The sequence below is a fragment of the Nostoc sp. JL23 genome, assembly GCF_017115065.1.
Classification (GTDB): domain Bacteria; phylum Cyanobacteriota; class Cyanobacteriia; order Cyanobacteriales; family Nostocaceae; genus Nostoc; species Nostoc punctiforme_A.
Genome location: NZ_JABXKN010000032.1, coordinates 18,354 through 43,758, shown reverse-complemented (window position 1 = coordinate 43,758; position 25,405 = coordinate 18,354). Strand labels below are relative to the sequence as shown.

At 41.9% G+C, this 25,405-nt stretch carries 23 protein-coding genes; 9 read left to right on the top strand and 14 right to left on the bottom strand.

Translation table 11 applies throughout. The annotated features are described in order from the left end of the window. Positions 1–30: 30 nt before the first annotated feature. From HWQ42_RS04820 to HWQ42_RS04805, 4 genes are all read right to left on the bottom strand, one after another. Positions 31–657, bottom strand: a complete 627-nt coding sequence (locus HWQ42_RS04820; protein WP_292809805.1) for a chemotaxis protein CheB — start codon at positions 655–657, stop codon at positions 31–33. Between the two features lie 332 nt (positions 658–989). Continuing rightward, positions 990–1,859 (bottom strand): polyphosphate kinase 2 family protein, encoded by an 870-nt coding sequence (locus tag HWQ42_RS04815; protein ID WP_292809803.1) that lies wholly within the window; start codon positions 1,857–1,859, stop codon positions 990–992. 161 nt (positions 1,860–2,020) lie between these two features. Beyond that, a complete protein-coding gene (locus HWQ42_RS04810; protein ID WP_292809801.1) occupies positions 2,021–2,497 on the bottom strand; it encodes a hypothetical protein in 477 nt (158 codons plus the stop codon). 151 nt (positions 2,498–2,648) lie between these two features. Further along, positions 2,649–3,932 carry a proton extrusion protein PcxA gene (locus tag HWQ42_RS04805; protein ID WP_292809799.1) on the bottom strand — a complete coding sequence of 428 codons (1,284 nt, stop codon included), beginning with the start codon at positions 3,930–3,932 and terminating at the stop codon, positions 2,649–2,651. 410 nt (positions 3,933–4,342) lie between these two features. Here HWQ42_RS04805 and HWQ42_RS04800 point away from each other — a divergent pair, with 410 nt between their 5' ends. The 3 genes from HWQ42_RS04800 to HWQ42_RS04790 all read left to right on the top strand — a co-directional run bounded on the left by HWQ42_RS04800 (position 4,343) and on the right by HWQ42_RS04790 (position 6,767). Continuing rightward, positions 4,343–5,530 carry a tetratricopeptide repeat protein gene (locus HWQ42_RS04800; protein ID WP_292809797.1) on the top strand — a complete coding sequence of 396 codons (1,188 nt, stop codon included), beginning with the start codon at positions 4,343–4,345 and terminating at the stop codon, positions 5,528–5,530. Positions 5,531–5,606: 76 nt separating this feature from the next. Then, positions 5,607–6,173 (top strand): Uma2 family endonuclease, encoded by a 567-nt coding sequence (locus HWQ42_RS04795; protein WP_292809795.1) that lies wholly within the window; start codon positions 5,607–5,609, stop codon positions 6,171–6,173. Between the two features lie 336 nt (positions 6,174–6,509). After that, complete coding sequence (locus HWQ42_RS04790) at positions 6,510–6,767, top strand: transcriptional regulator (protein WP_292809793.1); 258 nt, start codon at positions 6,510–6,512, stop codon at positions 6,765–6,767. Positions 6,768–7,001: 234 nt separating this feature from the next. Here the strand turns inward: HWQ42_RS04790 and HWQ42_RS04785 are convergent, their stop codons facing one another. After that, the gene (locus HWQ42_RS04785) at positions 7,002–8,168 is read right to left on the bottom strand and encodes a pyridoxal phosphate-dependent aminotransferase (protein ID WP_292809791.1); all 1,167 of its coding nucleotides are present in this window, start codon (positions 8,166–8,168) and stop codon (positions 7,002–7,004) included. Positions 8,169–8,385: 217 nt separating this feature from the next. On the opposite strand from HWQ42_RS04785, the gene HWQ42_RS04780 reads away from it, so the two are divergent. Further along, the gene (locus tag HWQ42_RS04780; RefSeq protein ID WP_292809789.1) at positions 8,386–9,054 is read left to right on the top strand and encodes a ribonuclease; all 669 of its coding nucleotides are present in this window, start codon (positions 8,386–8,388) and stop codon (positions 9,052–9,054) included. A gap of 111 nt (positions 9,055–9,165) precedes the next feature. Here HWQ42_RS04780 and HWQ42_RS04775 read toward each other — a convergent pair whose 3' ends face one another. Beyond that, positions 9,166–10,248 carry a class I fructose-bisphosphate aldolase gene (locus HWQ42_RS04775; RefSeq protein ID WP_292809787.1) on the bottom strand — a complete coding sequence of 361 codons (1,083 nt, stop codon included), beginning with the start codon at positions 10,246–10,248 and terminating at the stop codon, positions 9,166–9,168. Between the two features lie 365 nt (positions 10,249–10,613). Here HWQ42_RS04775 and HWQ42_RS04770 point away from each other — a divergent pair, with 365 nt between their 5' ends. Continuing rightward, entirely contained in the window at positions 10,614–10,928 is a 315-nt protein-coding gene (locus HWQ42_RS04770) for a hypothetical protein (protein WP_292809785.1), read from the top strand. 32 nt (positions 10,929–10,960) lie between these two features. On the opposite strand, the gene HWQ42_RS04765 is transcribed toward HWQ42_RS04770, so the two are convergent. The 5 genes from HWQ42_RS04765 to HWQ42_RS04745 form a co-directional block, all read right to left on the bottom strand. Continuing rightward, positions 10,961–11,245, bottom strand: a complete 285-nt coding sequence (locus HWQ42_RS04765; RefSeq protein WP_292809784.1) for a hypothetical protein — start codon at positions 11,243–11,245, stop codon at positions 10,961–10,963. 246 nt (positions 11,246–11,491) lie between these two features. Further along, entirely contained in the window at positions 11,492–13,135 is a 1,644-nt protein-coding gene (locus HWQ42_RS04760) for an acetolactate synthase large subunit (protein WP_292739001.1), read from the bottom strand. 107 nt (positions 13,136–13,242) lie between these two features. Continuing rightward, positions 13,243–14,610 carry an NAD-dependent succinate-semialdehyde dehydrogenase gene (locus HWQ42_RS04755; RefSeq protein ID WP_292809782.1) on the bottom strand — a complete coding sequence of 456 codons (1,368 nt, stop codon included), beginning with the start codon at positions 14,608–14,610 and terminating at the stop codon, positions 13,243–13,245. Positions 14,611–14,891: 281 nt separating this feature from the next. Continuing rightward, on the bottom strand, positions 14,892–16,544 hold the full coding sequence (locus HWQ42_RS04750; protein ID WP_292809780.1) for an adenylate/guanylate cyclase domain-containing protein: 1,653 nt from the start codon (positions 16,542–16,544) through the stop codon (positions 14,892–14,894). Positions 16,545–16,964: 420 nt separating this feature from the next. Continuing rightward, complete coding sequence (locus HWQ42_RS04745; RefSeq protein ID WP_292809778.1) at positions 16,965–18,305, bottom strand: DEAD/DEAH box helicase; 1,341 nt, start codon at positions 18,303–18,305, stop codon at positions 16,965–16,967. A gap of 215 nt (positions 18,306–18,520) precedes the next feature. Here HWQ42_RS04745 and infC point away from each other — a divergent pair, with 215 nt between their 5' ends. Beyond that, a complete protein-coding gene (gene infC, locus HWQ42_RS04740; RefSeq protein ID WP_094352543.1) occupies positions 18,521–19,033 on the top strand; it encodes a translation initiation factor IF-3 in 513 nt (170 codons plus the stop codon). 424 nt (positions 19,034–19,457) lie between these two features. Here the strand turns inward: infC and HWQ42_RS04735 are convergent, their stop codons facing one another. Further along, a complete protein-coding gene (locus HWQ42_RS04735) occupies positions 19,458–19,607 on the bottom strand; it encodes a LuxR C-terminal-related transcriptional regulator (protein ID WP_292809776.1) in 150 nt (49 codons plus the stop codon). A gap of 872 nt (positions 19,608–20,479) precedes the next feature. Here HWQ42_RS04735 and HWQ42_RS04730 point away from each other — a divergent pair. Then, a complete protein-coding gene (locus HWQ42_RS04730; RefSeq protein WP_292809774.1) occupies positions 20,480–21,055 on the top strand; it encodes a PAS domain-containing protein in 576 nt (191 codons plus the stop codon). A gap of 45 nt (positions 21,056–21,100) precedes the next feature. On the opposite strand, the gene HWQ42_RS04725 is transcribed toward HWQ42_RS04730, so the two are convergent. Beyond that, positions 21,101–21,808, bottom strand: coding sequence for a Crp/Fnr family transcriptional regulator (locus HWQ42_RS04725; protein ID WP_292809772.1), 708 nt, complete (start codon positions 21,806–21,808; stop codon positions 21,101–21,103). 38 nt (positions 21,809–21,846) lie between these two features. Then, complete coding sequence (locus tag HWQ42_RS04720) at positions 21,847–22,461, bottom strand: TetR/AcrR family transcriptional regulator (RefSeq protein ID WP_292809770.1); 615 nt, start codon at positions 22,459–22,461, stop codon at positions 21,847–21,849. Between the two features lie 405 nt (positions 22,462–22,866). On the opposite strand from HWQ42_RS04720, the gene HWQ42_RS04715 reads away from it, so the two are divergent. Both HWQ42_RS04715 and devC read left to right on the top strand, forming a co-directional pair. Continuing rightward, positions 22,867–24,174, top strand: a complete 1,308-nt coding sequence (locus HWQ42_RS04715; RefSeq protein WP_292809768.1) for an HlyD family efflux transporter periplasmic adaptor subunit — start codon at positions 22,867–22,869, stop codon at positions 24,172–24,174. After that, positions 24,171–25,346: an ABC transporter permease DevC gene (devC, locus tag HWQ42_RS04710; RefSeq protein ID WP_292809766.1), complete on the top strand. Its 1,176-nt coding sequence runs from the start codon at positions 24,171–24,173 to the stop codon at positions 25,344–25,346. The genes HWQ42_RS04715 and devC overlap by 4 nt, the downstream gene beginning before the upstream one ends. Positions 25,347–25,405 lie beyond the last annotated feature (59 nt).

Here is a 25,405-nt window from a genome sequence, read left to right as displayed (position 1 = left end):
ACGATAAAAGGAGATGCAACTAATCTCAGCTTAGTTAGATTCTTCCATCACCAAAGTCACCAGGGTGCTGGAAATTTTATCAAGGGGGAGAATAAAATCTACATTGCCAGTTTGAACAGCCGCAGAGGGCATCCCGGAAAATTCGGCGGTTTTTATGTCTTGGACAATAACAGTACCACCCATTTTTTTTATCGCTTCTACTCCCATTGCGCCGTCGCTACCCGTTCCAGTTAGCACAACAGCGATCGCTCTGTCTTTGTAAGTGGCTGCAACTGATTCAAATAATAAGTCAGCCGAAGGACGTAAAAAATGTACTAATTCCGACTGTGATAAGGAAAGTGTACCGTCACCGTTAACCAATAAGTGACGATCGGGTGGAGCAACGTAAGCCGTTCCTGGAGTAAGGGAATCTCCCTCCTCTGCCTGTTTGACAGTAATATGTGTGCGCCGACCAAGAATTTCTGCCATGAACGACGGATATTCGGGAGCCAGGTGTTGCACAATCGCGATCGCGGCTGGAAATTTTGCGGGTAGAGTCGATAGCACTTTAACTATAGCAGTCAGACCGCCTGCTGAGGCTGCGATCGCCACTATATCAAAGGCAGCATTACTAAAGTGAGGTGGATGATTTTTGGCATTTTCTGCCATCTGAATCATGATTTTGCGCCTATGATTATCTGCGTAACTTCTTTAGTTACAAATAGCATTAATAAAGTTACAATTTCTTATTTATACCTGCATGTATTATACAGCATATCTAAACTAATTCAGCATTTTTTTGCCTTTACCTATCAAATTTACAAGTTAACAAAGTTTGGGGTAAAAGTAGCATAGCTTCTATCAAGCAGCCCGAATTGAAGCCTAAATCTAAATCCCCGTCACAAAACGTAATTGCTCTCTTCGCAGCGGTAACGTTCGCGCAGCGTCTTGTAGAGAGGAACGAGCGTCATTGCGTTAGCGAAGCGGGGCGTAGCCCATTGTGAATTGTTTTAATCTTCCTGCTCTAGAATACGTTTCGCCTGCAAAAGTTGCTGCTTATGTTCTTCGCTAACTGTTGGGTATTGCAGATTTAGTTCTTCTAATTTTGTGCAAATAATATTGGCAACGGTTAGGCGTGTAAACCATTTGCGATCGGCAGGAATAATATACCACGGCGCCCATTTAGTACTAGTATTATTGAAAACCTCTTCATAAGCATTCATATAATCATCCCAAAAAGCTCGTTCTCGGACATCATTATCTGAAAATTTCCAATTTTTATCAGGAGAGTCAATCCGTTCTAAAAAGCGTTTTTTCTGCTCTGCTTTGGAGACGTTTAGAAAAAACTTCATAATTATTACACCATTGTCAACCAAATATTTTTCAAAGTTATTGATTTCTTGAAAACGCTGTTTCCATATCTTTTTCCCATTAGGAAAGTGAGGAAGTTGTTGTTTCTGAAGCATTTCTGGATGAACACGAACCACTAGCACTTCTTCATAGTATGAGCGGTTGAATATGCCAATTCGTCCTCTTTCTGGTAGAGCTTTCATTGAGCGCCACAAGTAATCATGGTCTAATTCTTCTGCACTAGGCCCCTTAAAACTAAATACCTGGAATCCCTGCGGATTCACACCTGAAGTTACATGTTTAATAGTGCTGTCTTTGCCAGCAGCATCCATTGCTTGAAAGATAATTAATAGAGCATAGGTGTTTTGAGCATAGAGAATATTTTGGTAATTAGCTAGTCGTTCAATATCTGCCTGTAATTTGATTGCAGCATCGGTTTTTTCATTAAAATCAGTCTTATAAGCTGGGTCATAGTTTTTTTTCAGAGAAATCTTTGAACCTGGCGAAACAATGAAAGCATCATGATTCATCTATAAAATCTCCTAGCAGCTAATTAATACACAAGTATATTTTGAAATGTTAATTCCTGAAAGTTAAGTAAAGCGGATAATTAAAGGTTTGTAGTGTACCCTTCCTGGGAAGCTAGCTACGCATAGCGTCTCTTAGAGAGGGCTTCAGCCCTCATTAAAAACTACTTCCGTCGTTTTGGCATAGGACGCATTGCTTCACGTCCCAAGATAAACATCCCCGTGATACCTAAACAGACAAACCAAATATATTGATACCAATATTGCCGAATCTGCACAACTGTACTGATTTTTGGATGCAATGTATTTAAGTATAACAACAGTACCAATATCATGAGCGCCCCAAAACCAACAAGGCTCAAGCCGACAAGAATTCGTGCGGGACGCAGTTCAAAATCAGTAATAGTATTTAGGTCAATTTCGGCCAGTTCTTTAAAGGAGTCATCTGCCAAAGATGAGGTTGATTGAAATCTATTGCTCAGTTTTGGTGGCAAAATCGGCGACAGTTTGGCTACAGTTGGGCGACGTAGCAAAGCCTCAGTATCTCGCAGCAATTCCAGCGGCTTACGGGTAGTATTTGGTTGAGCAAACTCTATATTGTCTGTAGGAGTTGAGGCATTAGCTTTGCTTTCAAAATCCATAGTATACTTCGGAAAAACCAGGATATACATAGCCTAGCGAATCAAAAGACAAATGCGTGAAAATAATTCGTAATTTGTAATTAATTGATTTATGGGAAAAAACATATTCTTTACTCAAAGTAAGTTAATTTAGGCGTTGGCTAATTACAAATTACTCATCCATCTCTTTTAATGTAGCTAATGCCGATGGAGATAAACGACTGAGATAGCGGAATATCCAGTATTTAAAGATAGTGTTTAAAATCACAGGAAATGTAGCAATAAAGAAAAAGATTACATTTCTACTGGCTGGTAGACCTAAATGTTCTGCCAATCCCGCAAGAAGGACTTCCCACCCATCTGGTGAGTGAAATCCTACAAATATATCCGTAAAGAGAATAATTAAAAAAGCCTTAGCACTATCGCTGAAACCAGAGACAATGGTATCCATAAAAGACTTCAGAATCACAATTTCTCTTTTGCTCATGGCGATAACTATACCAAAAGAAAAGAGTGAGATTAAATCAGCAAAAGCATTACTAATACTACTATTGCTTTTTTTGCTAAATTCTTCAGAGATTTCAATTGCTTTACTTTTGATTTTTTCTTGGGTTAACTCGGAAGAAAGTGGTGGTGCTTGATTAAGAAAATATTCAAATCTTAGTTCTTCTTGAAAATTATGTAATTCATGGAGAGCTTCTTTTTCCATGTCAGAATTAATGAAGATTTTAGTTGTATTATCTCCTCTAACCCTTTCTAATATTGGAGTTACTATAAATTCTTTAGATAAATATTGAGTTAGAAGCGGTACAATAATGAGAACTATCAAAAATCGCAAGGCAATTATTGTTCTACCTTTAGAAATGCGATAATTCCTGACAAACTCTTCTTCTGTCTGTGGTGCAAAATCTGCCTGAATTTTATTAATTCTTCTGCCAAGAGAAATTTTAGTCAGTCTAGATTTGGGAATTGGATCTTGAACTTGAGGATCATTTATTTGAGATGAATTTAGCTGTTTTTTTATTTCGTTGTCATTGATTTTTAAAGGCTGATAATTTGATACTAATGGAGTATTGCTAATTAGTTCATCTTTGATAGCATACCTCTCTAATACTTCATCAATAACCTTCAATTTTTCTAATAAAACAGAATTAGAGATATTGACAATTGCCCGACTAAGTTGGAATTCTGCAATCCTGATCTTAATAATAGTTAGGTTCTTATTAAGATATACTTGCCAATAAGACATTACATTTTCAGTATATTTTACTGATTGTAAAGATATTTTTTTGCGGTCAAAATGTTCGTTTTCAATGTTTTTAATTCTCTGAGCTGCTTGGTAAGCTTCTAAAAGTGCCCTTTCTGGCGTATCTGACAACCAACGGTTAAGCGATCGCAAATATTTTTGGAAGTTTTGGCGGAGTAATTCTGCTGTTCTGGTAAGTGAGTTTTTCATTACATATATGACTTTTAGATAATGTGTATTATAGTTATATAATCATCAAAAATGGGTAGTAACAGCTAAACAGTTAGTCCATTGCAGATTCAGGTAATACTCCCTGATGCGATCTCTAAGACGGGCTATGTCTACGTTAGCAACTTTATATTACCTATAAACTCAGATGGATCGGCATAGATTGACACTGGTTATTTATATTGGCAGTTTATCCATTACACTGTCATTATTGACACCATCTGTCAGTGTTTCTGCTCTATACAAAAGCTTTGATTGTAACATTTCACAATCGAGGCAAATCTTCTACTATGCAGAGTCTATCACTGTTAAAGGGAATAGGAAGTAAAGATGTTGCTTTCTTATATCCCTTATCCCTCTATTCACTATTCCCCACTCCCAAGTTTTAAATTATGAGTTTGAGTCTATGCATGATTGTGAAAAACGAAGCAGCAACACTGCCTAAATGCCTGAGCAGTGTGAGAAAAGTAGTGGATGAAATGGTAGTTTTGGATACAGGCTCAATTGATCGCACTCCCAATATTGCCCAACAACTCGGTGCAAAAGTCCATCATTTTAAATGGTGTAATGATTTCAGTGCTGCCCGCAATGCAGCTCTCAAATATGTCACTGGTGATTGGATTTTGGTATTAGATGCTGATGAAACTCTGACTCCTGCAATTGTACCGCAGTTACGAGAGGCGATCGCAAGAGATGAATATTTGCTCATCAACCTCGTCCGCCAAGAAGTTGGTGCAGAACAATCTCCCTATTCTCTGGTTTCCAGGCTATTCCGCAATCATCCAGATATTCGTTTTGACCGTCCTTACCATGCCTTGGTAGATGATAGTGTGTCAGAAATTTTAACTAGAGAACCCCACTGGCAAATAGGTTATTTACCTGGGATTGCCCTTGTACACACAGGATATCAAAAAAGTGCGATCGCTCAAAATAACAAATATGCCAAAGCCGCTACAGCAATGGAAGGGTTTCTCGCCACTCATCCTGATGACCCTTATGTTTGCAGTAAATTAGGGGCGTTGTATGTGCAAACTGGGAAAATTTCTCAAGGTATGGATTTGCTCAGACATGGAATCACTGTTGCTAAAGACAACTACGATATTTTATATGAACTTCATTACCATTTAGGCATTGCCTACAGTCGGTTGCAAAAATCCCCACAGGCGATTTCTCACTATCAAGCTGCCATCAAATTGCCAATTTATCCCATGCTCAAACTAGGAGCATACAACAACTTGGGTAACTTACTCAAAGCAGCAGGAGATTTCAACGGTGCGAAAACTGCTTATGCCACAGCTTTGAAAATTGATCCTACTTTTGTTTTTGGACATTATAATTTGGCGATGACATTTAAGGCTTTGGGTTTATTTACAGATGCGATCGTATATTATCAACATGCAATTACCTTAAATCCCAACTATGCCGAAGCGTATCAAAATTTAGGGGTAGTGTTGCTGAAAGTTGGCAATCATCAAGATAGTTTAGCAGCTTTTAAAAAAGCGATCGCCCTTCACGAAAGGTATAATCCCGAAGAGGCGAAGAGACTACGCCAGGGATTGCAGGAGATGGAGTTGATGTAGAGGTGAGGGCGCATTGGGCATGGGGGAGAATGATAAATGACATTAGGATAGTAGTATCAATATTTCAGAGATTCCTATGAGCCAAATCATTGATGAACGGATACGTTGGACAAGTGCAGACTTAGAGTTATTGCCAGATAACGGTAATCGCTACGAAATTATCGATGGAGAATTATTTGTGACTAGGGCACCGCATTGGGGACATCAAAAAGCCACAGCAAATATTTGTGGAGAATTAAGAAGTTGGTCACTCTCATCAGGTCTTGGTGAAACTGTCCCAACCCCAGGAATTATTTTTAGTGATGCAGATAATGTTATTCCCGATGTGGTTTGGGTAAGTAAAGAACGCCTCGCCATTTTACTTGATCGAGAAGGACATTTAACGGGAGCGCCAGAATTGGTTGTAGAAGTACTTTCCCCTGGAGTCCAAAACGAGCGACGCGACCGCGAAGTCAAGCTAAAATTATATGCTTCTAGAGGAGTTCAAGAATATTGGATTTTGAACTGGCAATTACAACAGGTTGAAGTGTATCGCCGAGAAAAAGCAGTTCTGAAATTAGTGGCAACATTATTCGCAACAGATGACCTCTCTTCACCTCTGTTACCAAATTTTGTTTGTACTGTAGCGCGGTTGTTTGTGTAAATACGCAGAACTTCAAAAACTTTAAGCTGGAAACATAAAACATCAGACTGGAGTATAGTTCAATACAGTTAAGTTAACTGTATTGACTCATGTCTCAAGATTTGCCTCCCCTAGTTCTCCCCGATTGTTACCTAATCTAAAAATACCAACCCAAAAGTTAAAATCAAAACTTTTGACGGTATCAAACTTTTTAATATTTTATGAATAAAGAGATAAAGTTATTTCGTATATTTCGTTCATATTCGGTGATATTGGCAGCATAATTGCCTTCACGGGCATAATTCTTTAAAGAATATGACAACGTACATGCAATAAGTATCTGAGGAAGTAATACCTATGCTTGAAACCCATCTTATCCACACCGAAGCTGATTATCGTGCTGCCCTTGATGAAATTGAAAGATTGTTTGATGCAGAACTCAATACGCCAGAGTTTGACCGCTTGGAAGTTTTAACTACGCTTGTGAAAGCATACGAGCAAAGGTATTACCCAACCGAAGCACGAGATCCTATTGAAGTAATTTTATATTATCTTGAATCCCGTGAGTTATCTTTTGATGACATAGAGCCAATGAAACAAGCGATGTTTAACTAAAAACTTCTAGAACTTGAGCTTCGGAACACGAAAGTTGAGCTTCGGAACTCGAAATTTGAACTTCGGAACTCGGAATTTCAGCTTTAGAACACGAAACTTGAGCTTCGGAACTCGGAACTTGAGGTTTAAAAATGAACTCCACCCCTTCTGAGTTGAAAAGGTGGAGTTCAAAAGTTGAAGAGTTGATAAATTCTCCTCACAAATGACAAATGACAAATGACAACTGACAACTAACTAAATACGCGACTTGACAAATTTCTCCAATCTATCCATTCCCTTTTCAATCGTCGCCATATCTGTGGCGTAGGAAAGGCGAATGTTGTCATCAGCGCCAAAAGCAATTCCGGGAATGACTGCAACTTGATGTTCTCCCAGCAAAGCGTCACAAAATTCTAGGGATTTTAGACCGGTTTTGCTGATATCAGGGAACAGATAAAAAGCGCCATCTGGTTTTGCGGTACTCAATCCGGGAATGGCGTTGAGTCTGTCTAGCATTACCTGGCGGCGTTTGGCGAAGGCTTGGCGCATTTCTTCGACACAATCTTGAGAACTTTGTAGCGCTGCGATCGCACCATATTGGGCAAAGGTACACACGTTAGATGTACTATGCCCTTGGATGGTACTGGCTGCTTTAATGATTTCCACAGGCCCCGCTAAATAACCAAGTCTCCACCCAGTCATGGAATAAGCCTTCGCAAACCCATTACTAATCAAAGTCCGGTCAAAAATTTCCTTCCCTAGAGAACCGATGCTGATATGTTCTGCACCGTCGTAGAGAATCTTTTCGTAAATCTCATCAGAGACAACAAAGATATCTGCATCAACTACTACCTGCGCCAGTGCTTTGATTTCATCTGGCGTGTAAACCATCCCTGTAGGATTAGATGGGGAGTTGAGGATAAATAACTTCGTCTTCGGCGTGATTGCTTTACGGAGTTGTTCGGGAGTAATTTTATAACCCGTCGTTGCATCTGTGGTAACAATTACTGAGACTCCACCGACCAAAGTCACCATTTCGGGATAACTTAGCCAGTAGGGTGCAGGGATAATTACCTCATCACCTGGATCGATTAGCGCCACGATTAAGTTGTACAGAGAATGCTTACCGCCATTGGTGACAATCACATTCTCCGACTTGTAATCAAGACCGTTATCAATTTTAAGCTTGTGGGCGATCGCTTCCCTTAACTTTGGTTCTCCGGCTGCTGCACCATATTTGGTTTTGCCTTCATCCAAAGCTTTGACTGCTGCGGCTTTTATATGCGCCGGGGTATCAAAATCTGGTTCTCCAGCGCTAAAACTACAAACATCTATTCCTTCCGCCTTCAGTGCCTTAGCCTTGGCTGCGATCGCTAAGGTTAATGAAGGTGTTACCTGACTTACTCTTGCTGCCAGCTTCATTCTTACTATTTTTGGCAAATCTTTCACTTATCTAAGGATATCCCAGAATCTCTACCAAGATTTGCTTTTTCTGAATTCGTTGGGGATTGGGGAGTTAGGAGTTAGGAGTTATAACAATTCTTTCCCCAATGCCCAATGACTACGCGAAGCGGTTTGATTCTTGACTCTTAATAATGTATCGTATATAACTTTATTTTTAGGCAAACTAATTGTTTTTATGCAGATTAAGAAACTTTTAATTGCATCTTCTCTGCTAATTACTAGTCTTTTTATACCTAATGCTGCCATTGCTCAAAATCGCGGTACTCCAGGGAAATTTGATTTTTATGTACTGACACTCTCTTGGTCGCCGGATTATTGTGCGACAAATGGTACTCGTGACCCGCAGCAGTGCAGTTCTGGAAAGAAACTTGGTTTTGTACTACATGGTTTGTGGCCGCAGTACCAAACTGGTTATCCTGCTAATTGTTCCACGCAAAAATTACCGTCGGAAGTAAAGCGACGCTTTCCCAATTTGTTTCCTAGCCCTAAACTTTACGATCATGAATGGGAAAAACATGGTACTTGTTCGGGGAAAACTCCTGCGGAATACTTGGGATTGAGTAAAAAATTAAAAGATGCGATCGCTGTTCCCGCAGCTTACAATCGCCCTAATAAACCTGTACGTACCACAATTACAAATTTTAAAAATTCATTCGTGAGTGCGAATAATCAAATTACTGCTGATGGTGTAGCACCTTTTTGTTCTGGTTCAGGAAGATTTTTGCAAGAAGTCTTCTTTTGTTATTCCAAAAATGCCGAACCTGGTATTTGTAGCGCTGAGATTTTGAAGCGATCGCAAAAAAGTTGTGGTCAGCCAGATTTCTTGTTGAGAAACGTTAGATAAAAAGGGGCATGGGGCATTGGGCATGGGGCATTGGGCATGGGGCATGGGGCATGGGGGAAAGAATTGTTATAACTCCTAACTCCTAACTACCCAGTCCCCAGTCCCCACTCCCTAAGCGATCGTCACATCTGGCGACAAGTAAACATCTTGAATGGTATGAAACAGTTTTACACCTTCCTCAAAAGGACGTTGGAAGGTCTTTCGCCCAGAAATTAATCCTGAACCACCAGCGCGTTTATTAATTACGGCGGTGCGTATTGCTTCGGCGAAATCATTTTTACCAGTCGCGCCACCAGAATTAATCAACCCTACGCGCCCAGAGTAGCAATTTAGTACTTGGTAACGAGTTAAATCAATTGGGTGATCGGTTGTCAATTCTGTATAAACGCGCTCATCTGTTTTGCCGTAACTCTTACCACTGGCTTTGGCAACTGCACCGTAACCATTGTTATTTTCGGGTAACTTTTGTTTAATAATGTCGGCTTCAATAGTTACACCCAAATGATTCGCCTGTCCGGTGAGGTCGGCTGCAAGGTGGTAATCTTTGTCTTGTTTAAAAGCGTTGTTCCGCAGATAGCACCAGAGAATAGTCGCCATCCCTAATTCATGGGCGCGTTTAAAAGCTTTGCTGATTTCTTGGATTTGTCTGGTAGACTGCTCTGAACCAAAGTAAATTGTCGCACCTACCGCCGCGGCCCCTAAATTCCAAGCTTGTTCGACATCAGCAAACAATACCTGGTCAAATTGATTGGGGAAAGTCAGCAATTCGTTGTGATTGATTTTGGCAATAAAGGGAATTTTGTGGGCATATTTCCGTGATACGATGCCTAATGTTCCCAAAGTGGTAGCAACAGCATTGCAACCTGCGGCGATCGCTAGCTTGAGAATATTTTCTGGGTCGAAGTAAATCGGATTGGGCGCAAAAGACGCACCTGCTGAGTGTTCAATCCCTTGGTCTACTGGTAAAATCGAGAGATAACCTGTGTTTGCCAGACGACCAGTAGAATAAAGTAGGTGGAGATTACGCAATACTTGAGGATTGCGATCGCTGTTGAGCCAGATTCGATCTACAAAGTCTGGCCCCGGCAAATGTATTAAATCATGAGAAACTTTTGCTTTGTGGGTAAGCAGGTCTTCAGCCTCTTTACCTAGCAATGACTCAATAGAATTAGCCTCTTTGAGCGTTGTAGTCATAGTATTATCCTCAAAGTTTGAGCAAATGACCTTGCCTTTAAGATAGCATTTCTAATATTGCTAACTTGGTTGTACGGTCATTCATTATATGTATTCTTTTTGAATATATAGCAATCTTCTGTTATAAATGAAAACCAAAAGGCTGAGATTTCCCACTTATTTCAATAAGTCGGGAATCTTGTTATGAAGGATTAAGTAAGGCTATACTACCGGAAGTATTCAATCAACTTTCGGAATTGATATTTTCAACTTCAGTTACCAACATCCAACAGTACAATCATACTATATTGGGATCGTAACTGAAAATTGAAAACCCATCTTTCCTCGATTTGGGTAATAATTTTGAACAAAATAAATACAATTCTATGAGTAAGTTTCAAATCGATATCGACTTCAGCAATATAGATTTAGCTTCCCTTGAGACAGAAGAAGATTTTCAACGAGAGGCAAAAATGTTACTCCCAAAGGCACTGGTCAAACTAGGTGAAAGTGTAGGTGAAAAGACTTGGGAAGAATTACAGGAAAAGCTGCAAGGAAATGGAGGTAAACTCAAATCTTCTCCCAGCGAGAAACGTAGGTTTATCCAAGAAACCGGAAGAACTTATCAACGAAATGCTAGTAACAGAGAAAAACAAGAACTAGAAGACTATATAGTAGAACAATTACGCCAACACAAGTAGTATTTGTCATCAGTTAACTTATCGGAGATGATTCAAATAAACCAGCGGCGAATCAACTCCACCTGGAAGCGATAGCCGTCGTCAACTTCCTCAATTAACTCACGTTGCAACAGCAAGTTGAAAGTAATATCAGCATCGGGGAACTGTTGCAATAGAGCTTGGCGGCTGACTTCCCCTTGAGTGGCGATAAAACGTAGAATAGCTTGTCCAGTAGCGTCTACTTGATTGTTTTGAATGTCAGCAAAGAAAAAGCCGGCACTTTGCAAAGCTTCTGGTATCGCAGCTTCCACATCAGCTAAAGTTGCCAATCGCCGCATAGAGGGGTCTTGTTCATTCTTAAGAACAATAATTTCTGCACAGAGTAGTTGTATACTCGTGGTTTTTTTAACGAACCGCAAAGGACGCAGAGGACGCAAAGAAAGAGGAGAAATATATTTATAAATAAAGTGAAGTAAAGCGGTACGTTACGCCAAAGGCTAACGTACCCTACCAAAACACTAAAGGAGTTAGGAATAAATAACTCCTAACTCTTGTACAGACGCGATTAATCGCGTCTCTAATTTTTACAACGCACAAGTCAACTCGCCGGCTTTTTGACTGAAGCGGTGATTCTCCCGATAATCTACGGGACAATCTATCACGGCGGGTACATCTTGAGCGAGGGCTTCTTTCAAAGTGGGAATCAAATCTAAAGCTGATTCAACTCGGTAGCCTTTTAAACCCATGCTTTCGGCGAATTTGACAAAATCAGGATTGCTAAAATGCACAAAAGATGAGTTTCCTTTGCCAAATTGATTTTCTTGTTTCCACTCAATTAACCCATAACCGCCATCATTGAAAATTATCGTGACAAAGGGCGTTCCGACACGTAAGGCTGTTTCTAATTCTTGAGAATTCATCATAAAGCCGCCATCGCCTGTGACAGCAACGACTTTGCGGTTGGGATGAACCAGTTTTGCTGCTAAAGCGCCAGGAATGGCAATACCCATAGCTGCGAAGCCGTTGGAAATTATGCAAGTATTAGGGCTATGGCAATGATAATGACGAGCCATCCACATTTTATGTGCGCCAACATCAGAGATGACAATATCATCTGGGCCCATCACTTGGCGTAAGTCATATATTAACTTTTGCGGCTTAATAGGAAATCCGTCATCATGAGCATACTGTTCGTAATCAGCTCGAATTTCTGATCTTAAGCTAATAGCAAAGGGATCGGGTTTGCCTTGTCGGTCTGCTAATTTTAAGATTTCATAGAGGGAATCTGAAATATCTCCCACGACTTCGGCGTTGGGAATATAACTACTATCAATCTCTGCTGGACTTACCCCAATATGCACAATAGGAATTTCACCATTTCGATTCCATTTTTTGGGGGAAAACTCAATCAAATCATAGCCGATCGCAATTACTAAATCTGTGTTATCAAAAGCACAGGTAATGAAGTCTCTTTGCTGTAATCCCACTGACCACAAAGCTAGTTGATGTGTGTAGGGAATCACGCCTTTACCCATGAAGGTATTGGCAACAGGTATATTCAACAAGGTGGCAAATTGCGTTACGGCATCACTGGCATGAGCGCGAATTGCCCCATTTCCGACTAAGATTAATGGGTTAACAGCTTGGCAAATTGCGGCGGCTGCTGCCCGAATGCTAGCAAAAGATGCATAGGTTTTTTCGCTATTATCCTTACGCAAAGGTTTGCCTTCGACGGGCATGGCAGCAATATTTTCTGGCAAATCGATGTGAACTGCACCAGGTTTTTCGGATTGCGATCGCTTAAATGCTTTACGCACTACTTCGGGTGTAATACTCGGTCGCACAATCTGCTTATTCCACTTGGTAACAGGTGCAAACATTGCCACCAAATCTAAATATTGGTGGGATTCAATGTGCATTCTATCTGTTCCCACTTGACCGGTAATCGCCACTAAGGGCGCACCATCGAGGTTAGCATCTGCTACCCCAGTCATCAAATTAGTTGCCCCAGGGCCAAGAGTAGAAAGACATACTCCGGCTTTTCCGGTTAAGCGTCCGTAGACATCGGCCATGAATGCTGCACCCTGTTCATGACGAGTCGTAATAAATTTAATCGAAGAATGTTTTAACGCTTCCAAAACGTGCAGGTTTTCTTCACCAGGGAGTCCAAAAATATATTGCACTCCTTCATTTTCTAGACACTGCACCAATAATTCTGCTGTATTCATTTTATTTTCCGACAACTCTATTAACGAATAAGACTTTTGTTCTTTGTCATTAGTCATTTGTCCTTTGACCAATGACTAATGACTAATGACCAATGACTAATGACTAATCATTTAACCCACACAGTTTTAACATTGACAAACTCATGTATACCTTGGATACTCAATTCTCTGCCATATCCAGAACGCTTGATGCCCCCAAAGGGCAACCGAGGATCGGATTTGACCATACTGTTGATAAATACGGCACCTGCTTCGATTTCCTCAACCAAGCGATCGCTCTCTTGGTCGTTGGTTGTCCAAGCACTTGCACCTAAGCCAAAGGGTGAGTCATTAGCGAGTTTGATGGCAGCATCGATATCTGGAACCCGGAATAACAAGGCTACCGGGCCAAAGAATTCTTCTTTTGCAATTGGTGTGTCGGTGGGGATATCTATGATAATCGTTGGCGGATAAAAGTTTCCCGGACGATCTGATAAAGGATGTCCACCGGTGATAACTTTACCACCGCTGCTAATAGCACCTTGCACTTGTTGGTCTAAATCCTGGAGAATACCAGGTGTTGCCAGTGGCCCTAAATCGGTATCTGGTTGCATGGGATCGCCTACTTTCAGCGCCTCGAATTTTTCTAAAAGCAATTTTTCAAATTTGTCTGCGATCGCATCTGCGACAATAAAACGTTTCGCTGCAATACATGATTGCCCGTTATTTAACATCCGCGCTGTAGTAGCTGTGACAACTGCTGCCTCTAAGTCAGCACTTTCTAACACAATAAACGGGTCACTTCCTCCTAATTCCAAAACTGTTTTTTTAATTTGTTTACCGGCGGCGACGGCGAGAGATGCGCCTGCTGGTTCGCTTCCTGTCAAGGTGGCAGCTTTTACGCGGTCATCAGCCATTAAATCGGCAACTTTGGCTGCGCCTATTAATAGAGTTTGAAACGCACCTTCAGGAAAACCTGCCCGTCGGATAATATCTTCAATTGCCAAGGCGCACTGCGGCACGTTGGAAGCGTGTTTGAGTAAGCCGACATTCCCTGCCATCAGGGCGGGTGCGGCAAAACGAAAAACTTGCCAGAAGGGGAAATTCCACGGCATCACCGCGAGAATCGCACCCATTGGTTGATAACGTACAAAACTCTGACTGGCATCAGTTTTTACACTGACATCAGCTAAGAAACCAGGGGCGTGTTCGGCATAGTAGCGACAGACGGCGACGCATTTTTCGACTTCTGCGATCGCAGCTTTAAATGGCTTACCCATTTCTAGAGTCATCAACTTCGCAAATTCTGCTTTGTCTTGCTCTAAAATATCAGCAGTTTTTTGCAGCCACTGCGATCGTTCAGAGAAACTAGTCTGACGATAGTGTTCAAAAGTCTGATTAGCTAAATCGAGTTTAGCGACAATCTCTTCATCATTGAGCGCCTCAAAGGTTTTGAGCGTCTCCCCAGTGGCGGGATTAATGGTGGCGATCGCCATTACCTGACCTCCCGTTAAAAAATAGCTTCGGTAGGCTTCCTAGTGTTACACAGATCAATTCTGGAAGCTACCACCCAAATTCTAATCTTTTAACCCAGAATTGGTTGCTATGTTTGACTATTTTGCAATTATTTTTGAAACAAAATATACATCTTAACTATGTATTTATCTGGATAAATTTGTTATTAGTTATTAGTCATTTGTCATTTGTCATTTGTCATTTGTCATTCTCTCCCTGCCCCATGCCCCATGCCCCATACCCCCTGCCCCATGCCCAATACCTAAAGATTAATGATTGGAGCAATAATTGTTGGTACTGGCTGCAATTTTGTCTGATAAACCTTAACTAATCGCTCAATACCTTTGAAACGATAATCTCCCATTTCTTGGAAGTCAGAGGGTTCTGAAAGCATTTTATGGGTGGCTTCACTAATCACGCATTCACTAGGGGGACAAACTGCTTCCATTCGAGCAGCAAGATTAATTGTTGCGCCTAATGCCGTATAATCTACCCTTTGGGAACTACCGACATCTCCCACCACAGCCTTACCGCTATTAATCGCAATACGTAATTGCAGAGGTTCGTGCCAAAAACCATTGGCATTCAGATGTTCGAGACGAGTGAGCATTCCCTTGGCAGCAGTAACAGCGCGATCGGCATGATCTGCTTGCGGTTCTGGAGCGCCAAAAAATGCCATAATACAATCGCCAATATATTTATCTAAAGTGCCGCCGCAACCAAACACTTCTTTTAGCATTTCTTCAAATAAATTATTTAATAGTTGAGCGATCGCAGTTGGTGTTAACCTTTCAGAAATTGCCGTAAAGCCAACTAAGTCAGCAAACAAAATACTGATTTCACTCTCGGCGGGAGCTAAACGACCACCCGGTAATCCGCCTACAGATATCAACTGCTGTACAACTGCTGGAGAATGATAACGTTCTAGTCGGTGACGAATCATCTCTTCAGTTTTGAGTTTCTCTACTAACAGCCAACGCTGCACACTAGAGGCTACAAGGTTTGCTAAAGCTGAAAAAAAGCTCAATTCTTCTTCACCTTCATTTGCCCAATGGTAAGAAGAAAAATTGGCATCGGCATACAATACGCCCACAACTTTATTTTCATCCCATAAAGGCACTGCCATCGCGCTACGAATGCCTTTGACTAAAATACTCTGTTCGCTAGCAAACCGTTCATCCTGATGAGTATCACCGGTTTGAATGACGACTTTTTCCTCAAATACCTTTTGACAGATACTACGACTAATCCAACTACCATCAGAAGGGAGATGTTTCTGTTGGGAAACGTTTCTAGTGGCAGCATTCACTAATTCCAACTGACCGCAACCATTGACATCAATTAATAATGCCAAGCGATCGATACTATCAAGATAACGAAAAACTACTTGCTGCACCTGAGAAAAAATCTCTTCTATAGATGCGGCTGCACAAAGATTTTTCGCTATGTCCACTAAGTCTTTGAGACGGGCAATGGTTTTGTCCTTATTGCTGATGTTGCCATCTTTACTATCAGCTGCGATCCATTGCTGTTGTAATTGTTCGACATTGTGAAGGATTGTTCTTTGCTCATTAATCTCCGAAATTCCAGGATACTCAGGTGTAGGTTGAGAAACAGGGGTTGTGAGCAGCACTACCAAGCTGACATTGCCCAGCCAAACGATATCGCCGTGATGTAACTCTTGAGGATAGTTAACCAGATATTTATTGACTTGCGTCCCGTTTTTGCTGCCCAGATCCTCAATAGTCCACACACCGTCAGCCGTTTTTACCAGGCGAGCATGGTTGCGGGATATTCCACCAAAAGGTAAGTACAAGTTACATTCCGGCAAACGACCAATTGTAAATATATCTTGGTCAACAGCGATCGTTGTCTCGGTATCTCCCTCTTGTAGGCGTAGCGTCAGTTCAGTCATGAGTGTGATAGATCCATCGAAGCTAGGGGTCAAGCAAGTCTAAGGTAAGTTATACCCTACAGGTTAACCTTCACCTTTTCTTTATGACACTGTTAACTGCATTCCGACAACTGTATGTGACAGATATTACATTGAATGAGGCAATTTTGCTAGAGTTTCAGTTCATATCGTGTCCGGCTAAAGACTTACCATTTAGACCGCAGTTCTTGCTGGGGGAAAGAGGCTTTTCCGATTTTTGCACAGATTTGCTAATCATAAGTGATTAGCCGGACTTGATATCAGAGGGGGTTGAGAGGATTAAAAGTCTCTGGCACAACTCCAAGAGACTTGTGTGTACACCGAAAATTTGTACGCGAGAGGAATGAAAGTGAGGTTTTCCAGAACCCGTGCAAAATCAATCTATTGAACAGCTAACTAATATTAGCGATCGCTTTTAGCAGAACGGCGCGATCCAGATGAACGAGCGCCAGGTTTCTCGCCATTGGTGGCAGGTGGCGCTGCTTTACGTTTAGCCGATGTCTGTGGTAACGGTTTAGGAGTACGAGCCGCACGCTTCTCACTTCCGGGCTTGGCTCTATGTTGCCGTACATTTGCAATTGGTTCGGGGTTGATATCGGGGTTGGGCGCAAAACCAGCAACCACTTCCTTCGGCAAGCGTTGCTCAATCAGTTTTTCGATATCTTTCAATAGATGCTGTTCATCGATGCACACTAACGATACAGCTTCACCTGATGCGCCAGCGCGACCGGTGCGACCAATACGATGAACATAATCTTCTGGTACATTGGGCAAATCAAAGTTAACTACATGGGGCAGTTCGCTGATGTCAAGACCCCTAGCAGCAATGTCTGTCGCCACCAATACTTGTAAGGTGCCATTTTTGAACTTGGCCAGAGCGTTAGTACGCAGTGGCTGGCTCTTATTACCGTGGATTGCCAATGCTTGAATGCGGTCTTCGCCCAACTGCTTCACTAAACGGTCAGCACCATACTTGGTGCGAGTGAATACTAGTACTTGATACCAATTATCTCGTCGAATCAGATGAGCAAGTAATTGGCGTTTTTTGTCACGGTCTACTTGGTAAACTTTCTGGGCGATCGTGTCGGCGGTAACGTTGCGGCGCGCCACTTCAATCATCGTCGGATTATTGAGTAGTCCGGCAGCCAGTGCCTTAATTTTGTCTGAGAAAGTAGCGAAAAATAGCAAATTCTGTCGCTGTTTGGGCAGGAGTGAGAGAATGCGGCGGATATCATTAATAAAACCCATGTCCAGCATCCGATCGGCTTCATCCAGCACCAAAACCTCAATCTGCGATAAATTCAGCGTACCCTGATGTACGTGGTCTAGCAGTCGCCCTGGAGTAGCGACCAAAATATCCACTCGACTCCTCAAACGCTGTTTTTGCAGATTAATACTGACTCCGCCAAACATCACCATCGAGTTAAGATTTAAGTACTTGCCGTACTCGCGCACGCTTTCTTCCACTTGTGCAGCTAGTTCGCGAGTCGGGGTGAGAATCAACGCCCGGATTGGTGGGTATCCATTAGGCGTACCTTTGCTCTTGTTAGACGACAACCGATGCAAAAGCGGTAATGTAAAACTAGCGGTTTTTCCAGTGCCAGTTTGTGCCCCAGCTAATAAATCTTTACCCGACAAGACAGCAGGAATGGACTGCATCTGGATTGGCGTGGGTTCCGTGTACCCTCGTTCGGTAACAGCACGGATAATTTCATTGGACAAGCCGAGATCGGAAAAAGACATAAGACTCCAAAAATAACATCGGCCTGTCGCCAATCATGGCGTCAGTCTTAGGCGGACGGATAAAAATCATTGAAAAGCTGGATGGGCAATAGCGCAAAGACTGAGAGCGAGTGCCGCAGTCCCTCATTCTATCAGATTGTCGTCTATTGTGTGGTTAAAGTTGCTCTGATTCAGTGTTGTGTTAAATTAGCATTACCTGCTTGTAAAGCAAAGTATTGAACAAATGGGAGAAATTCATTATCGCAATCCAAAAGCAACTGATTAATTCACAAATCAAGTCACCTAGCGTCTTCTTAATTGACCATGAGAATAATAATCGTGGTCTGATCGACACCAATGAGGCGTTACAGCTAGCTGAAAGCTTAGAGCTCGACTTAGTTGTAGTCTCCCAAGGTAAAGACGCTCCAATCGCCAAGATTCTCAACTATGGCAAGCTACAATATCAAAAGAAAAAACGTCAGAGCCAGAGTGCTAGACCCACGGTAAAAGAAGTTCGATTCGGTCTAAACGTGGGTATGGCTGATTACAATTTACGCATCGAACAAGCAGGTCAGTGGTTGAGTAAAGGCGATTCTGTCAAGTTTGCCATTCGTTTACGAGGCCGAGAACATCAATATCGTGACAAAGCGGGAGAACTGCTAGACCGAATTGCAAACGATCTCAGTCAAGTAGGTAAAATCCAGTCGCTGGATAAACGCGCCTTAGTTGTTCAAGTAATTCCTGCCTAGTTATCTAGCGATCTCTGGAGGCTTTATTTGTAACAGCTTGTAAAGAACGAAAAAGCGCGGAGGCAACACTGTAGCTTCTATGGAAAAAACATTGACATTCTCCCCATTTAAGACAGCAAGGGGATTTTTCGTTGTGCATTCAGTCACGCTTGCACAGAGCTATAGTGGAGATGAGGATGGAACCTTAAACCAGTGGGGAATGTCATAACCCCAAGTACTGGGACATCGAAACATCCCAGATCCTGTCTACGAATATTGATAAAGTCAAAACCATTTCTGTGGAACTCAAAGCCGCACTGACATTTATAAGTGCGGTTTTTGGTTTTATGTCGTGTACTGCAATATGAATTAATAGCTTTTAAGTTAAAAGCAAGAGAGTTTTACCTATAACAGAGGTACTGGGGGATTGAAAATTCTCTTCATTTTATCGCCAGTGAGAAAACCGTTCCACAATATCTTTTACTGTCTTATAACTTAGATGAAACTGCTGGGCAATCTGGCGGCTAGAATAGCCCTCCTCGATCATCGTTAAGACTTGAAAAGCATACTTATCTAATTGCTTTAAATCATCCATCTAATTTCTAGACCTTTTGTATAGGGTTGGATAAAAATTCGTATTACTTAGAGGCTGTTTGAAAAGTAATTGGCTGTAATTTTAAGTACTTATAGATCCCCCCTATCCCCCCTTTTTAATGGGGATTTAGGGGGATATAGAACATTTTGCTACCGAAAAGAGGACTTTTTAAACATCCTCTTAGATGAAACAATTATTGTGAAACAAGCTCTTAGAATCATTTTTCGTAATTCCTTTGAGTTATGAAAAGGCTTCTAGTCCTTGAATACATTAGAGAATTGACCGTACTTAATGTTGTCTAAAAAAAATTACTCTTTTTGCCAAATTAATTCTTCCACCTAGTGAACGAGTAAAGGGAGATAAAGTATAGTTTAATGTTAAGTTCGCTAGCAATAAGGGATACAAAGCAAAGGTATCAGGATTTCAGCATAGTTGTTAAAATAACCTCAATACCTTTCTCCAGCCAGATGGGTACTTTTAATAAAATTGAGTCGGAAATAGAAATCCCAAACTTGCCGAAAATTCTTATTTCTACGGGTTACAGCCAGGAGCAACCTCTTAACTTGCGGTTTGTTCAAAGCTAGGCTTTAAGAACTCGTGGTGGCTCTTGCGGCGGACTTTCATAATATTGTACGAAATCGTACTGACTGGGAGCGGCAAAGTTTTTTAATCTTTAAACAATACTCAAATATAGGCAATCCCGAATGTCTAAGAAACTTGGGAGCAAATTCATGGATAGCAATATCCCTTAGCTTCTCGTTATTGGGTTAACCAGTAATGAACGATTGGTAGGATAAAGCCCATTAGGAATTGGTTAACAGTCTCTTTCTATTCAGGAATTGAAACTTAGTTAGATATCACCTGGATTGATAATGAATCTAGATATGTTTCCTCAGCAGTTACAGTCACTGCAAGGGCGTTTAGCTAACTTGTACCAAGATGCGAACACCGCAGTACAGCCAGAGGCCAATTTGCTGCTAGCAGCCTTGAAGGAACTTGATACTGCTTCAAAAATACTAGAGATAGCTACACAGAAGCTATTCGAGCAAACTCAAAAATTGGTAAATGTACAAGCACGGCTTAGAGAGGAATACAAGCGTTACCAAGACCTGTTCGAGTTCATACCAAATGCCTATTTGGTAAGCGACATACAAGGAAAAATTCAGTCAGCAAATCGTGCTACTGCCACACTGTTCAATCTTCAACAACGGTTTTTGATAAACAAACCATTGGTCTGTTTCATTGCAGTAGAAGAACGTCAGATGTTTCGTTGCCAACTAAACCAGATGCACAGGTCTAAGTGTGACTATATGCAAGAGTGGATATTACGCATACAGCCCCGTGACTGTGAGCCTTTTGAGGCTGCTATAACTGTAGCTCCTATCCGCGACGTTAAAGGCAATTTAACAGGCTTGCGCTGGATGGTGCGCGACATTCATCACGTCTAGCAGCAGCCTCTATTATCGCTCTTAAGGTGAGAAAGACTTTATTCGTTATCTCTCTAGCTTAAACTTTAGCAGGCGATTGTATTCCTGTTTGATTACCTCATAACATTCACAAGAAGCCTCTTCTAGCCCCTGCCGATCAATAGTTTGGATTTTCTTTCGACCGCATTTGATCAGACCTTTCTTTTCGAGGAGGTGAGCGGTTTCGGTGATGCCAGAACGGCGCACGCCTAGCATGTGGGAGAGGAACTCATGGGACAAGAACAGTTCATCTGCGTAGAGACGGTCACTGGACTCAAGCAACCAACGGGCCATACGTTTTTCTAGAGTATGAATGCGGTTGCAGGCAACATTCTGCGAGATTTGCGCGATATAAGCCTGGGTGTATTTGAGCATCACGTCCCGCAGTTGCTTATTAGTGTCGAACTCGTCAAGCAGCAGATGTGCCTTCATTTTCACCGCGTTGCCGGGAACCTGAACAATGTACTCGGTCTGCGTCGTCTCTCGACCGCCCATGAAAGCGTTGATCCCTACCATCTCGCGGCTTCCAACCACTCCGGCTTCAACTGTGCTGCCGTCCATCATTGTGATCGTGACTGAGATTAAACAGGTGAGAGGGAAGTAGACTTCTTCGATGGTTTCGCCGGGTCGGTTGAGTATCTCACCGTATGAAAGCTCGACCTGCTCCATTTTGTTTTCTATCTGCTTGTACACCTCGCGAGGCAGGGCGGTGAGCAGAAGGTTTTCAGTAGCCATATTTTTGTTTGAGCTTGTTTCTTAACTATTGTTAAGCATCAATCGGCGCATTTCGTGATTAGGTGTGTCAACGCATTAATCAAGCGATCGCTTTCCATTGGTATAATATCCTGTCCATGCATCACATTTTGAGTAATATGAAAATGCACTAATGCTCCTAAGAGAATTCTCGCTGTCGCCTCAGGATCGGGTATCTTTAATTCTGGAGCCGCCAAGTATTGGGTGAGAGTTTCCGCTACTGGCTTAATCATCGTCCGCACACAAATTTGAGCTAACTCAGGAAAACGCCCAGATTCCCCGATTAGTACTCGCATAAATGCACTATGTTCTTTGTCGTTAAGCATCTGCTCTAATGCTTTGGTTGCTACTTGGTGCAGGATGGCGGCTGGTTCTCCCTCAATAGGTTCTGTACCAAAAATGGAGCTGTTTTTTTTGCTTGTCAGTTGCTCTAACAGTACTTTAAAAAGTCCTTCCTTATCTTGAAAGTGGCTGTAGACTGTCGCTTTAGAAACACCAGATGCTACTGCTACCCGATCCATGCTCGTACCAGCATAGCCATTTTGGAGAAACTCTTGCATTGCACCTTGCAGAATTTGCTCTACTTTATCAACGGAATTATCTCGATCAACTTCGTCAGTTTTGATGCGTACCATTTATTAATTATCCTTTCTTATCAACAATATTAATAGATGCTGCGAAATGCCCCAGTACAAAATGGCGAAAATAAATATACCCTTTGATAAAGTCCCAAAGCCTCTATTCTCAGCTTTCCTCTACTCTACTTTTTTGTAGTAGACAATCAATCCCAATAGAGAATAGCATTCCACAGCATAAGGGATTTCCAGTTAAAAAATATCCGGTCTAGAGACACAATACCTTGTGCCCATACAAATCTAGAGATGATTTGGGATAATTTGTTTTTTGCAAGTCCCTAATGCCAAGCAAATTGATTGACAAGCTTAGTTGTGTCCTATTGACTAAACTAGCCCGTTTAGTTTAGCATAAATTGAACTGGACAGTTTAGTACAGGTTGCTACTGGTGGTAAGGGGGGAATAGCATGAGGGAAAACAGGAATTCAGAGAGTTTGAGGTCTTCTCAGAATCTTTTGCGATCGCCACTTCTACTTGCAATAATTGCATCTCTAGCAATAGGCGCAACCAGTGTTTATACAGTGATGAAGCTTCAAGCTGCAAGTAATGAAAAGCAAAAAGCACCAGTAGCAGTCCAGCCAGTGGTAAAAACAGTAACAGCATTAGGGCGGTTGGAACCAAAGGGAGAAATAATAAAACTGTCAGCGCCTTCTTCTAATGAAGGAAATCGAGTAGAGCAACTATTGGTCAAAGAAAGCGATCGCGTTAAAGCTGGGCAGGTAGTTGCGATTATGGACAACCGCGATCGCCTACAAGCTACTTTGAGTGAAGCCCAAAAACAAGTTCAAGTTGCCAAATCTCGCCTTAACCAGGTAAAAGCTGGAGCCAAACAGGGAGAAATTGGAGCGCGTCAAGCTACCGTCAATCGTCTGCAAGTAGAACTAGAAGGAAATATTAAAACTCAGCAAGCCACAATTAATCGTATAGAAGCAGAACTGCAAGGACAACAACAGAGCTTGCAAGCAACAGTGGCCCGCGTAGCAGCCGAGAGACGTAATGCTCAAGCTGACGTGCAGCGCTACGAGACTTTATACAAAGCAGGAGCAATTTCTAGTCAGGAAGTTGATAGCAGACGCTTAAACGCCGAAACTTCCACTCAAGCATTAATTGAAAGCCAAGCCACTCAGACAAGAACTGTCGCAACCCTACAACAGCAGATTAACGAAGCAAAAGCTAACCAGGATCAAACCCTCGCCAGCTTGCAACAGCAGATTAACGAAGCAAAAGCTAACCTGAATCAAACTGCTGAAGTCCGTCCTACAGATATAGCAAATGCACAAGCAGAGGTAGACAGCGCTCAAGCCACCGTGGAGAAAATTAGAGCAGAACTGGCACAGGCATACGTTGTGGCTCCAAAAGCTGGTCGAATTTTGGAGATTAATACACGAGCCGGAGAAACTGTTGGCAATGAAGGAATTGTGGCTCTAGGGCAAACCGACCAGATGTATGCAGTAGTAGAAGTCTACCAAAGTGATATCAAGAAAGTGCGTCCGGGACAAAAGGTGCGGGTAAGTAGTGATTCCCTACGCAATGAATTAGAGGGAAGAGTGGATTGGATTGGTATGCAGGTAAAGCGGCAAAATCTAATTAACGCCGATCCCTCTAGCAATATTGATGCCAGAGTAGTGGAAGTCCATGTGCAACTGAATAAACTATCTAGTCAAAATGCTTCTAGCTTCACTAATTTACAAGTCAAGGCGGTAATTGTACTGTGATTGGATTTATCCAGCAACTGCGGCGGCGAACACCTTTAGGATGGCTGCAACTGAGTCATGAAAAAGGTCGTCTTTTGGTGGCATTGTCAGGCATTGCTTTTGCCGATGTTCTGATGTTCATGCAGCTAGGATTTCAGACTGCCCTGTTTGAAAGTAACACAATCCTGCATCGTAGTATGCAGGCTGATATGTTTGTCATCAGTCCCCAAGCACGTAACCTAGCAAATATGTCTAGCTTTACGCGGCGACGCCTGTATCAAGCAATGGATGTACCAGGTGTAAAGTCGGCAGAAGGAATGTATATCAACATTGTTGATTGGAAAAATCCCCAAACACAACAGAAGACGACAATATTAGTTATGGGGTTCAATCCCGATCGGCAAGTGTTTAACTTAGCAGATGTAAATCGCCAGATAGATGCTGTTAAGCTACCAGATACCGTTTTGTTCGATCGCGCCTCTAGGGGAGATTATAATGATGCGATCGCTAAAATTGACCAAGGTAAAACTGTCACAACCGAAATAGAACGCCGGACAATTACCATTAGCGGCTTATTTTCAGTCGGGGCTTCCTTCATCGCCGATGGTACTTTAATCACCAACGACCAGAACTTTCTGCGACTATTTCCTAGACGAGAAGCTAGCGGTGTCAGTCTCGGTTTGGTGCAACTACAACCAGGCTACGACCCAAAGCAGATGAAAGCAGCTTTAGAAGCTCATTTAGATGATGATGTCAAAGTTTTAACCAGAGCAGAATTTATCGAATTTGAAATAAATTACTGGAAAACAAATACAGCGATCGGGTTTATTTTCAGTTTAGGTGTAGCAATGGGATTTATGGTGGGCGTGATTATCGTCTATCAAGTTCTTTCTACAGATGTGAATTCTCATATCAAAGAATACGCCACTTTCAAAGCAATGGGGTATAACAATCTTTATTTATTAGGTGTGGTGTTTGAAGAGGCGATTATTTTAGCTATCTTGGGCTTTATCCCAGGAGCGATCGCACCTTTAGGACTTTATGCTTTAACTCGTAATGCCACCAATTTACCACTTTATATGACCGTAGCACGAGCTTTGACGGTATTAACACTGACTATGATTATGTGTGTAATTTCTGGTGCGATCGCCACTCGTAAATTACAATCCGCTGACCCCGCAGATATGTTTTAGAAAATGGGGACTGGGGACTGGGGACTGGGGATTGGGAAATCCCTAATCGCCAATCTAAA